The sequence below is a fragment of the Prevotella sp. E13-17 genome (assembly GCF_022024035.1).
GTDB lineage: Bacteria > Bacteroidota > Bacteroidia > Bacteroidales > Bacteroidaceae > Prevotella.
This window is the reverse complement of record NZ_CP091787.1, coordinates 1,231,837-1,243,897: the sequence shown is the minus strand read 5'-3', so window position 1 is coordinate 1,243,897 and position 12,061 is coordinate 1,231,837. Positions and strand designations below refer to the sequence as shown.

At 47.4% G+C, this 12,061-nt stretch carries 12 protein-coding genes; all 12 read right to left on the bottom strand.

The genetic code is table 11. The features are described from left to right. Nucleotides 1-23: 23 nt before the first annotated feature. Nucleotides 24-569, bottom strand: a complete 546-nt coding sequence (locus L6472_RS04560; protein ID WP_237807448.1) for a 2-oxoacid:acceptor oxidoreductase family protein — start codon at nucleotides 567-569, stop codon at nucleotides 24-26. A 27-nt stretch (nucleotides 570-596) separates the two neighbouring features. After that, complete coding sequence (locus L6472_RS04555; RefSeq protein ID WP_237807446.1) at nucleotides 597-1,370, bottom strand: thiamine pyrophosphate-dependent enzyme; 774 nt, start codon at nucleotides 1,368-1,370, stop codon at nucleotides 597-599. Nucleotides 1,371-1,373: 3 nt separating this feature from the next. Continuing rightward, complete coding sequence (locus tag L6472_RS04550) at nucleotides 1,374-2,456, bottom strand: 3-methyl-2-oxobutanoate dehydrogenase subunit VorB (RefSeq protein ID WP_237807444.1); 1,083 nt, start codon at nucleotides 2,454-2,456, stop codon at nucleotides 1,374-1,376. 2 nt (nucleotides 2,457-2,458) lie between these two features. Then, on the bottom strand, nucleotides 2,459-2,689 hold the full coding sequence (locus tag L6472_RS04545) for a ferredoxin family protein (RefSeq protein ID WP_237807442.1): 231 nt from the start codon (nucleotides 2,687-2,689) through the stop codon (nucleotides 2,459-2,461). Nucleotides 2,690-2,821: 132 nt separating this feature from the next. Further along, on the bottom strand, nucleotides 2,822-5,188 hold the full coding sequence (locus tag L6472_RS04540; protein ID WP_237807441.1) for a C10 family peptidase: 2,367 nt from the start codon (nucleotides 5,186-5,188) through the stop codon (nucleotides 2,822-2,824). A 45-nt stretch (nucleotides 5,189-5,233) separates the two neighbouring features. Continuing rightward, nucleotides 5,234-5,437 carry a tetratricopeptide repeat protein gene (locus L6472_RS04535; protein ID WP_237807439.1) on the bottom strand — a complete coding sequence of 68 codons (204 nt, stop codon included), beginning with the start codon at nucleotides 5,435-5,437 and terminating at the stop codon, nucleotides 5,234-5,236. A 21-nt stretch (nucleotides 5,438-5,458) separates the two neighbouring features. Beyond that, nucleotides 5,459-6,337 (bottom strand): bifunctional methylenetetrahydrofolate dehydrogenase/methenyltetrahydrofolate cyclohydrolase FolD, encoded by an 879-nt coding sequence (gene folD, locus L6472_RS04530; RefSeq protein WP_237807437.1) that lies wholly within the window; start codon nucleotides 6,335-6,337, stop codon nucleotides 5,459-5,461. Nucleotides 6,338-6,396: 59 nt separating this feature from the next. Beyond that, a complete protein-coding gene (gene ffh / locus L6472_RS04525; protein WP_237807436.1) occupies nucleotides 6,397-7,752 on the bottom strand; it encodes a signal recognition particle protein in 1,356 nt (451 codons plus the stop codon). 73 nt (nucleotides 7,753-7,825) lie between these two features. Beyond that, nucleotides 7,826-8,926 (bottom strand): 5-formyltetrahydrofolate cyclo-ligase, encoded by a 1,101-nt coding sequence (locus tag L6472_RS13615; protein ID WP_370640885.1) that lies wholly within the window; start codon nucleotides 8,924-8,926, stop codon nucleotides 7,826-7,828. 31 nt (nucleotides 8,927-8,957) lie between these two features. Continuing rightward, on the bottom strand, nucleotides 8,958-9,728 hold the full coding sequence (locus tag L6472_RS04510) for a DnaJ domain-containing protein (RefSeq protein ID WP_237807435.1): 771 nt from the start codon (nucleotides 9,726-9,728) through the stop codon (nucleotides 8,958-8,960). A gap of 2 nt (nucleotides 9,729-9,730) precedes the next feature. Then, nucleotides 9,731-10,360: an AAA family ATPase gene (locus tag L6472_RS04505; protein WP_237807434.1), complete on the bottom strand. Its 630-nt coding sequence runs from the start codon at nucleotides 10,358-10,360 to the stop codon at nucleotides 9,731-9,733. Nucleotides 10,361-10,435: 75 nt separating this feature from the next. Next, nucleotides 10,436-11,995, bottom strand: a complete 1,560-nt coding sequence (locus tag L6472_RS04500; protein ID WP_237807433.1) for an NAD(P)/FAD-dependent oxidoreductase — start codon at nucleotides 11,993-11,995, stop codon at nucleotides 10,436-10,438. Between the last annotated feature and the right edge of the window lie 66 nt (nucleotides 11,996-12,061).

Sequence of the window (12,061 nt, the reverse complement as noted above, 5' to 3'; positions counted from 1 at the left end):
ACTTTACTTTATATGAAGCCAAATTATTTAACCTCTGTAATAATCTTGGCGCCCTCTTTCAGAGCCTCCATATTCAGAGGAATCAATCCGTGGTGACGCTCTGGCAGAGTCTTATACAGAGCTTTCTCAACGCCCTTATCGCTAACAACAGGAGCCACCTTCAGCAGTCCGCCCAACACAATCATGTTGAACACCTTGCCATTCTTCATCTCTGCGGCCTTATCCATCGCATTCACCTCGTAGATAGTGATGTCCTTACGTGTAGGTTTGTTGATGATTCCGAAGCCATCATAAATCAGAATGCCACCGGGTTTGATTTTGGGTTCAAACTTTTCGAGCGAAGGCTGGTTCAAGACCACGGCAATATCATACTTGCTGAGGATTGGCGAAGAGATTCGTTCATCGCTCACAATCACAGTAACATTGGCCGTACCTCCACGCTGTTCTGGACCGTAAGCAGGCATCCACGTGACCTCCTTGTCCTCCATCAGACCGCTATAGGCCAAAATCTTACCCATTGAGAGCACGCCCTGACCTCCGAAACCTGAAATAATTATCTCTTTTTTCATAACTATTCACTTTTCACTATTCACTAATTACTTCTCACCTGTGGTGTCCTTAAGGTCTCCTTTGGGATAGAAAGGAAACATATTCTCCTTCAACCACTCGTTGGCCTTAGCAGGAGACAGCTTCCAACCGCTGTTACAGGTAGAGACAAACTCAACCAACGAAGAACCCTTACCGGCCATAGAAGCCTCGAAAGCCTTGCGTAGAGCCTTCTTTGCCTTCAGGATTGAGGCTACACTTTCAACACTCTGACGAGTGACATAGCACGTTCCCTCCAGCTGAGCTGCGATATCTGCCATCTTCAAGGGATAGCCGTGAATCTCGGGATCACGACCATAAGGGCAGGTAGAGGTCTTCTGACCTATCAGTGTGGTCGGGGCCATCTGGCCGCCCGTCATACCATAAATAGCATTATTGACAAAGATAATGACAATATTCTCGCCACGGTTCAAAGCATGAATGGTCTCACAGGTACCGATACAAGCCAAATCGCCGTCACCTTGGTAGGTGAACACCAAACGATCAGGCCAACAACGCTTGATACCTGTAGCCAGTGCGGGAGCACGACCGTGGGCAGCTTCCTGCCAGTCGATATCAATATAATTGTAGGCAAAGACAGCACATCCTACGGGCGAAACGCCAATTGCCTTGTCTGCCATACCCATTTCTTCAATCACTTCGGCAACTAGCTTATGCACTACACCGTGACTACAACCTGGGCAGTAGTGCATATTGTTGTCGTTCATCAGCGTCGGCTTCTTGCAGACGATGTTTTCTGGCTGAACTATTTGATTTCTATCCATAACTTACATGACCTTCTTTAACGCATTAACGATTTCCTCTGGATCGGGCACGATACCACCCAAACGTCCAAATTGCTCAACGGGAATAGCCCCGTTCACGGCCAAGCGAACATCCTGCACCATCTGACCAGCGTTGATCTCGGCCACTAGGATGCCCTTCACCTTCTTCGAAAGTTCTGCAATCTGCTTCTCAGGGAAGGGGAACAGCGTGATGGGACGGAACAAACCGACCTTGATACCCTGTTCACGTGCAATCTCTACAGATTTCTCTGCAATACGAGCAGCACTACCAAAGGCTACGATAGCATAGTCTGCATCGTCCATCTGCTGCTGTTCGAAGCGCACTTCGTTCTCTTGTATCTTGCGATACTTCTCTTGCAGCGCCAGATTGCGCTTTTCCATCGCTTCGGGCTTCAACTCCAGTGACGTTATAACCACACGCTCACGATTCTTTGGCTTTCCGGTAGAAGCCCATGGGCACTCCTTGATGACCTCCTCGTCCGTGCGACGGGGCTTGAATGGGGGCAACACCACCTTCTCCATCATCTGCCCGATGACGCCATCAGAAAGAATCATAGCGGGATTGCGATACTTGAATGCTAACTCAAAGGCAAGGTCAACGAAATCGGCCATCTCCTGAACAGAAGAGGGAGCCAAAACAATGACCTTATAGTCACCATTACCACCACCACGTGTGGCCTGATTGTAGTCGCCCTGTGAGGGCTGAATTGTACCCAGGCCAGGGCCGCCACGCTGTACGTTGATAAACACACCAGGCACCTCAGCACCTGCCATATAAGTAATTCCCTCCTGCATCAGGGCAATACCAGGAGATGATGACGAAGTCATTGCACGCTTTCCAGCTCCGGCAGCGCCATAGACCATATAAATAGAAGCCAACTCACTCTCAGCCTGAACCACTTGCATACCAGTGGTCTCCCAAGGCTTCAGCTCTGCCAGCGTTTCAATCACTTCACTCTGCGGAGTAATAGGATAGCCAAAATAGCCGTCGCATCCGCAACGAATAGCAGCGTGAGCAATTGCTTCGTTGCCTTTCATCAATACAACCTCTTTCTCTTGTGCCATACTTATTCCTCCACTTTTTTACGATACACGGTAATACAACCATCCGGACAGACAATGCCACACGACGCACAGCCCACACAGGCTTCCTCGTTGACAGCCTCCACATAGGGATAACCGTGAAGATTAACTTTGTTTGCTAGGGCAATTACCTTATGAGGGCAAGCAATGATACAAAGTGAGCATCCCTTACACCTTTCAGTATTTACCTCAATAGCACCTTTTAATTTTGCCATAATAAATAGTTTTGTGCATTAAAACCCTGAATTTGGTCTGCAAAGATATGCAAAAAAGCCGAAAGCACCAAACTTTCGGCTAATTTTCTTAAAACTACTTTACATCAGTCTATTTCAATGATTCTATAGTAGTTATCGATTACGAATAATTATGCATTTATTATCATTTCTCATGATGTATATACCAGTTGGCATCCGTTGCAAGGCTGCATTCAATTCAACAGCCTTTACCTTTTTTATTTGATGACCACTGATGGTATATATGGCAACTGAAGAATCATTATCCGTATCCATCACCTGAACACCCATAGGATCTACGATTTCTATTTCGTAGGTCATCTGACTAGGCACAATACGCATAACGTATTGTTTCTCCACGCTTGATGCAACTATCTTTATAGCACCTTTATCACCAATGATGAGCTTTCCCTTTGACTCCGTCGTCCCATCGTTTTGCACGCACCACAATCGCGACCAGAAAGTGTCTTGGTGTTCATAAGCCGAGGCAGGAGCCACCTTTAGGAACTGATCATTCTCTCTGGGACCAGGAAATGTGACATACCACGTCTGTCCATCGTCTGCCAATGTGAATGGATAGTTTTTGTCTGTCTTGCTCCAGCCGTTAATATCACCTATCAGATAGAAGCCCTGCTCTTGATCACCTTCTGAAATAATAACAGTATAAGTGCCGATAACATTCGCGCCTTGGTTATCTGTTGAAATATTAAGTTGAACAAGACCTGTCTGAGAAGGTACAAAATCTATTTTTGCCTGCAGTTCTTCGCCAGCCATTAGGGCCACAAAAGTTTCGCCACAGTATGTATATTCACTAACTTCATTGCCTGCAAAGAGATAAAGATTGCCCTTAAAATCATTAGGATTCTGCCCTACGGTAAATACCAGCGATTGTTGTTCAAATTGCTTTTTGCTACCTACACAGGAAATATTGCCGACCTTCACATCTACGGGACTTTCTTTTGACTTGTTCACGCGATATTCCACCTCACCTGTAGTACTCACCGTTGTCTCGACATACGTATCCGCACCGTCAAAGAGTAGCCATTTTTCACTCTCGGGCAACTTACTGGCAAAGGAGAGCTTCAATGTTTTTCCCCTAAAGAAATCTTGCTGAAGCCATTCATCTAAAGTCCAATAATACCAATAAGTGCCTCCCGACACAAAGTCGTTAACCCCTTGACTCAGAACGGTTAAGGATTGATCATCACCAATGCTGACCAGCGCAAAATCGTAGGTTTTGGTTATCTCGGACTTATTCGTCATATAGAACGTCAGCGCACGCTTGCCGTTTTGTTGGGTGACAGCAAGCTTCTCATCATTCGCATAAAGACAATCTCTCACCGTCAACAAGGATGATTCGTCTATTCCATTCTCTGGTTTAAAGCCGCAAACCATCTCCTGATTCAAACGATAACCCGTTGTTGAATCTCCCCCACCGATGCCTAAGTTAGATGGATTCATGACAAACAGTCTATAGAAGCCGTCGCAACTGCCGCCCCATCCCCAGTTGACATGATACATTTTATCGCTTCCGCGATAGCCATCAACCACAAAAGCATGACCGCTTGTGCCCGAATTACCGGCATATAAGACTGGGCCAGTAGTCGTCAACTCGTGATAGACTTTTCTTTCCCACTCTTCCATTTCAAAGCTATTGGCAAAAATGTGGCGCATATCCTTATCGTAGCCCATATCTTCTACTAAGACAGGGATTGCTGTTGAATAGCTTGCAGATGATTCTATGTTGGTATAGTCCATCCTCAAAGCCTGTCCACAATAACGCATCAGTATTGCTACAGCATTGGCTTGAGCCGATGAATATCCTTTCGAGTAGTCATCAATCATATTGTCCCAGTCGAATGTGGTAGAAGGAAGAGCCGGCACGACAATACTTTGGGTTGAGGTCGTATATCCCTCCAAGCTCCCCGTAGCGCCCTTAGGCCATTGGTGATAGTTCATCACTTGGGCAAGAGCCGTAGCCACACAGCCCGTCACACTTCGTTGTCCAGCATCTTCCGGACACATATTATTATATGGAGAACTTTGATTCCACTTTGTTGTCAGTAGCTGGGCTACATCAGCATGTGCCTCAATGTTTTTCCAATTGGCAGCTTTGGCCTTGCCTGAACGAATCATTGTCATCTGGGCATCCAGTTCTTTCAGCCAACTAACGAAGTTATCGGGTAATGATTCCTCATTGAAAGAGCCCCGAACGGCATAGCCCAACACATCATCTGTCGAGTCATCGCCCGAGATAATGACAAAGCCTTCCTCGTTCTGAGCATTAAAGACATAGAACGTGGAAACGTCTGTGCGGTCTGCCATCATTTTTAACCGACGTGGAGGCGTCTGATGAATTGTTTTCCCTTTTTCCTTAAAGAACTTTGCTGCTTTTTGTTTTGCTTGCTCAGATGTTATTGGTGCCCCCATGATAGAAAGTAGAGCAAACAACATCATAGATAGTACTAGTAACTTTTTCATAGGCTTTTGTAGTTAAATATTGGTTTAGAATCAGACTCAAATTATCTATGGATTATACATATCCTTGCAATAATAGGCCATAATATCATCGAGCATACGCTTGGCCTCGACAGCTGGACTGTCGGGGTCAAGCTCTATGGCTCGGATATAACAGTTGATGGCTTCGTGCCATTGTGATTCCTTACGGAAGGCATTGCCACGTTCATACCACTCTTGGGCGGTATCAAGCTCTAAGTTTTCTGTTTTCAATGTCTAACTTTCAGCATTCGTTTATCGATAATATTCCTTCTTGCCTGCAGCCAGTGTATTCTTCATCAGCGAACAAATAGTCATAGGACCTACGCCACCAGGAACGGGTGTGATGAACGAACACTTAGGGGCGACCTCATCGAACTTCACATCGCCAGTCAGTCGGAAGCCACTCTTGCGGGTTGCATCGGGCACACGTGTTGTGCCTACATCAACGATAACAGCACCCTCTTTCACCATGTCGGCAGTCACAAACTCAGGACTACCAATAGCTGCAATAATAATATCGGCAGCACGACACTCTTCCTTCAATGTTTTTGAGCGTGAGTGGCACACGGTCACAGTTGAGTCTCCGTATTGTTTCTGCATCATGAGCTGTGCCATTGGTTTGCCAACAATATTACTTCTACCCAGAACAACACACTTCTTGCCCGATGTCTCAATGCCATAACGCTTCAACAGAGTAATGATGCCCAATGGAGTAGCCGATATAAAACAAGGCAGACCAATTGCCATTCGACCCACGTTGATAGGATGGAAACCATCCACATCCTTACGGTAGTCAATTGCTTCGATGATTTTTTGTTCATCAATATGCTTTGGCAAGGGCAACTGTACGATAAATCCATCAACATCTTCGTCCTTGTTCAGCTTATCAACACAAGCCAAGAGTTCTTCCTCTGTGACGTTATCTTCATAACGAATAAGGGTCGATTTGAATCCACAAGCCTCACAGGCAAGAACCTTATTCTTCACATAGGTTTCCGAACCGCCATCGTGACCCACCAACACAGCTGCCAAATGAGGTCGCTTACCTCCATTGGCTACTATGTTTTTCACCTCTTCTGCGATTTCTGCCTTGATGGCAGCCGCTGTTGCTTTTCCGTCTATTAGTTGCATATCATATTGGTCTATAAAGTCTTATAGGCCCATGAAAGGGCCTATAAGACTAGGGTTAATCAAAATTTGGGCATGCCGCCTTTCATATTCTTCATTGCTGCTGCCATCTGCGCCATTCTCGAGCGATCCATACCCGTCACCATTTTCATCATCTTACGGGTTTGATCGAACTGTTTCATCAGTCGGTTTACATCCTCTAATTTCGTACCCGAGCCTTTCGCTATGCGCAGTTTGCGGCTCTGGTTGATGATATCCGGATTCTGGCGCTCCTTGGGTGTCATCGACTGAATGATGGCTTCAATGCTTTTGAAAGCGTTGTCATCGATATCTACATCTTTAATAGCCTTGCCAATACCTGGAATCATTCCAGCCAATTCCTTGATGTTACCCATCTTCTTGATTTGCTGAATCTGACCCATAAAGTCGTCGAAGTCAAACTTATTCTTTCTTATCTTCTTCTCCAGGCGCTTGGCTTCTTCCTCGTTGAATTGCTGCTGAGCACGTTCTACCAGCGACACGACGTCGCCCATACCCAAGATACGATCGGCCATTCGTGCAGGGTGGAACACGTCGATAGCTTCCATCTTCTCGCCCGTACCCACAAACTTGATGGGCTTGTTCACCACGGTGCGGATACTCAATGCTGCACCACCTCGTGTGTCGCCATCCAACTTAGTCAGCACGACACCATCGAAATCCAATCGTTCATTGAACTCCTTAGCGGTATTAACGGCATCCTGACCAGTCATTGAGTCAACCACAAAGAGTGTTTCATCGGGATTGACAGCCTGCTTCAGGTTCGATATTTCCGTCATCATCTCCTCATCAACAGCCAATCGACCGGCAGTATCGACGATGACTACATTATAGTTTTCCTGCTTCGCCTTACGTATAGCGTTTTGAGCAATCTCTACGACGTTCTTATTTCCGTCCTCGGTATATACATCTACTCCTACGGATTCGGCCACCACTTTCAGCTGATCGATAGCTGCAGGACGATATACATCGCAAGCCACCAGCAAGGGTTTCTTGTGCTGGCGCTCCTTTAACATCTTCGCCAACTTTCCCGTAAAGGTGGTTTTACCTGAACCCTGAAGACCTGACATCAGGATGACTGCGGGGCGTCCCTCAAGGTTCAGCTCTACAGCCTTACCTCCCATCAGCTCTGTCAGCTCATCATGAACAATCTTCACCATCAACTGGCTTGGCTTGATCGCGGTGAGTACGTTCATACCCATAGCTTTTTGCTTCACCGTATCGGTAAAGTGTTTGGCTACTTTATAGTTTACGTCAGCATCCAACAGCGCGCGACGCACATCCTTCAAAGTTTCGGCTACGTTAATCTCAGTGATTTTACCCTCACCTTTCAGTATCTTGAACGACCGTTCCAGTCGCTCACTTAAATTTTCGAACATATTATATATAATATTTATTGTGGTGCAAAGGTACTATAAAAAAACGAGACCCACAAATTATGAGTCTCGTTTTTTATCCCACTACATCATCCACCATCACATCGTGTTCATCTGTCGGCACCTCAGGCACACGCTGAAAGGGGAAACAGACGCCAATCTTTCTGGCATGAGACAACCGTGGAAGGAACCGATCATAATAACCTTTACCACGTCCTAAACGATGACCTGCTGCGTCGAAAGCCATGCCAGGAACAAGGACTGTATCTATTTTTTCGTAGTCGGTGAACAACTCGCCCATAGGTTCCATGATATGATAAGATCCTTCCCTCAGATCATCAGGAGAACTATAGCGGCGCAATTCCATGGTTATAGTGCCTGTAACCTTAGGGAGAACGACAGCTTTTCCCTGGGCAATCAATAGGTTTACGAGTGGACGTATATCTACCTCGTCAGACAAAGGCCAGTAGGCAAGAATCTGCGAGCTATGTGCAACAAGAGGCTTGAGTCGCTCTACCACCTCTGCCGACATCCTTGTCAGTTGTGATTGGTGTTGACGTTTGGCCTCACGCATCTGTGCACGCAGCAGTGGTTTCGTGTTGGCACCGTTTCGAGCCGAGAACTCACAACCACAATACTGCTGATTATAGAATCGTTTTTCTTTTAGCAATTGATTACGACGTTCCTGCAAACCACCCTTACGCCAGTTCTGAGCCCAAAACTCTGTGCCTGGCACTGCTGCCATAGCTTTCTGCCCTGCCTGCTCTATCTGTGCCAGACTCTTCCACCTGCTAGAAGCCAATGTCGTGGCGAAAAAACGAAATCCCAATTCGCGTGCCTTTTCAGCCGTTCTGGTCAATCGCAACGTGAAACATTGTTCGCAGCGCCCACCGCGTTCCGGCTCGTTCTCCAAGCCCTGCACGCCACAACGCCACGCCGCATGATCATAGTCGCCATCAATCCACTTCAATCCCAAGCCCTCCGCATGTCGCTTGCTCTCCTGTTTTCGAATCTCATATTCCTCGCGTGGCCAAATATTAGGATTATAATAGAAAATGGTGGGACGCACCCCATTACTCATCAGCCACTCAACAATGGCCGACGAACAAGGTGCACAACAAGCATGCAGTAGCACTTCCGTACACCCTTCAGGAACAATAATAGCAGGCTGTTTCACCTCTCAGTTCTCAATTCTCAGTTCTCAGTTCTCAAAGTCCTCTGGCTTTCCAGATGCGTTCCTTTGCCGCATTGATCTCCTGAAATTTCTTTTCGGCTGCACGTCGCACGTCATCTCCCAGTGCCGATACTCGGTCGGGATGATGTTCCAATGCTAATTTTCGATACACCTTTTTCAGTTCAGCATCGCTAACGTCAGGACTGACGCCCAACACCTTGTAGGCATCCTCCAACGAGTTGCCCTCCAAATGCAACATTGAATCGACCTCCTGAGCAGACATCTGCATCCATTGTGCCACTTCTTTAAGTGCAGTCACTTCGACAGCATCTACCCGTCCGTCTGCTTGGGCTATCATCACCAGGAAGTTGAGCAACTGCAGACGTCCTGAATAGTCCACATGTGATGCCACCTGCATACAAGCCTGACGAATATTTTGTTTATACGCCTCAGCACCTATGCGTTTCTGTTCGTCGAAAAGCTGACGTATCAACTCTTCACCTTGAACAGCAGCCTGAGGTCCAAAGTTCTGTCGAAGCATGCCCCTCACCAGTTCCATCTCCGAGTGCATAATCTTACCGTCGGCCCTTACGATATAGGCTGCCAGCACCAACATCGACACAAAGAAGCTGTTGCGTTCGCCCTCACGCGACTGCTGGTTGTCAAGACGGAAGGAGGACGTGCCTCCTTCTCCTTTATCCGTTGCGGTGTCGAACATCGCACCTATTGCGAACCCAATCAGCCCCCCCAGGGGACCATAGGCAGCCCATCCTAGCCACCCTCCAATCCATTTACCAAATGCCATATCTAATTTAAGGGATCAATCACATTCATCAGGAAGTCCACGGCGCCATTAACGCCAAACTTCCTCACATTGAGAGCAATGTCATAATTGCGTGCATCCTGCCAGTCGCTCCCTGTGAAGGTCTTTGTATAGAGTTCGCGACTATAGTCATTATCCACTATCATTGCTGCAGCATCACTCTCAGAGATATCATACTTTCTTCCTATGCGCTGCTTGCGACATTCATCGTCGGCATGAACAAATATCTTCAAGGCGTTGGGATGATTACGGAAGATGTGGAAGCCACATCGTCCTACGATGACGCACGACTCCTGTGCAGCAATCTTCCTTATCACTTCTGCCTGCGCTTCAAACAGCTGGCGCGAGGTCTGATCGTGCTCTTGCCCACTATATTCCGCCCCCGCCATATACGAGCGGTAGAATTGCGTGAAATCATCACGCCACAAAGGATTTCTGGCTTCGATATTCTCTACGGCATTTTCTACTGCGCAGAATTTGCGTGCCACCTCATTCAATATCTGTTTATCCAGTAATTTCACGTCAAGACGGCGTGCCAACTCTGCTCCAATCTCGTGTCCACCTGTGCCAAACTGGCGACTGATGGTAATCACAAATTTTTCCTCCTTATTCATATACGCTTAGATTTACAGGGTTAATTACTATCTGTGAGCAAAGATACGGAATAAAAATGAAATCACCAAGCTTCTTTACACAATTTTTTCCATATAGAGGGCACACATCTCTGCGCATCGTTCGCCATCGACACCTGCCGACACGATGCCCCCAGCATAGCCGGCTCCTTCGCCACAGGGAAAAAGACCCTCTATCTGTACATGCTGCAATGTCTCGGCATCGCGAACAATACGTACTGGCGACGAGGTTCGCGTCTCCACAGCTATCATTACTGCTTCATTGGTCAAGAAGCCATGAGCCTGACGTCCAAACGTCTTGAAGCCCTGTTGCAGACGTGAAGATATAGACTTCGGCAACCAGAAATGCAGTGGTGAAGCTATCAACCCTGGCGCATACGAGCTCTTAGGCAGATCGCTACTCAGTCGGCCGTTTACGAAATCAGCCATACGTTGTGCGGGGGCTGTTTGCTTCATATTGCCCTGTTGCCAGCACATTCTCTCCAATTGCTCCTGGAAATGCATCATTGCAAGGGGAGACATCTCTTCATTTTGAAGATCCTCTGGACGCACCTCTACCACCATTCCCGAGTTGCTCCATTGCGTTCCTCGACTAGCGGGGCTCATACCATTGACGACAATCTGTTCTGGACCTGTGGCTGCTGGAATCACAAAACCGCCGGGACACATGCAGAACGAATAGACGCCACGTCCCTCTACCTGTGTCACAAACGAGTATTCTGCAGCAGGCAACCATTGTCCCCTGCCCTCTTTGCGGTGATACTGAATCTGGTCTATCAGCTGCGACGGATGTTCCAGTCGTACACCCACAGCAATACCTTTGGCCTCAATCTGGATATTGGCTTCTGCCAAATAGCGATACACATCACGTGCCGAGTGGCCTGTAGCCAGAATGACCGGTCCCCGGTATTCCTTCTCATCGGCTATACAGCCCGTCACTTTCTGGTTTTCCATCAGCAGCGCCGTCATCTTGGTTTGGAAATGCACCTCACCACCACAACGGATGATTGTGTTGCGCATCGCCTCGATGACCTGAGGCAGTCGGTCCGTACCAATGTGCGGATGAGCATCGGCCAAGATATTGGTCGAAGCACCATGCTGACAGAACACGCGTAGTATCTTCTCCGTGTTACCGCGCTTCTTCGAGCGAGTATAGAGCTTACCATCTGAATAAGCCCCAGCACCGCCTTCACCAAAACAGTAGTTGCTTTCGCCATCCACCTGTTGGGTGCGAGAGATATTTGCCAAGTCCTTCTTGCGTTCATGAACATCCTTGCCTCGTTCCAGCACGACAGGACGATAGCCTAATTCAATGAGACGCAGGGCAGCAAACAGACCACCAGGACCTGCTCCGACAACAATCACCTGCGGACGTTCACTCACATCGCGATAGTCCACATGTTCATATTCGTCATCGGTAGGTAGCTCATTCACATACACACGCACCTTCAAGTTCACGAAGATGGTACGTTGACGGGCATCTATCGAGCGTTTCAACACACGCACAGCCTTCACAGTGCTGATGGCCAGTCCCTGTTCTTCGGCAATATGTTTGCGGAGCACCGCCCCGTCGGCTGCCACCTGTGGCAACACACGTAATTGGTATTCGTTTATCATTTCAAGTGCAAAGGTACAAAAAAAATATTCTATCATCGTCGATATTTCACATTTTTTACTTACCTT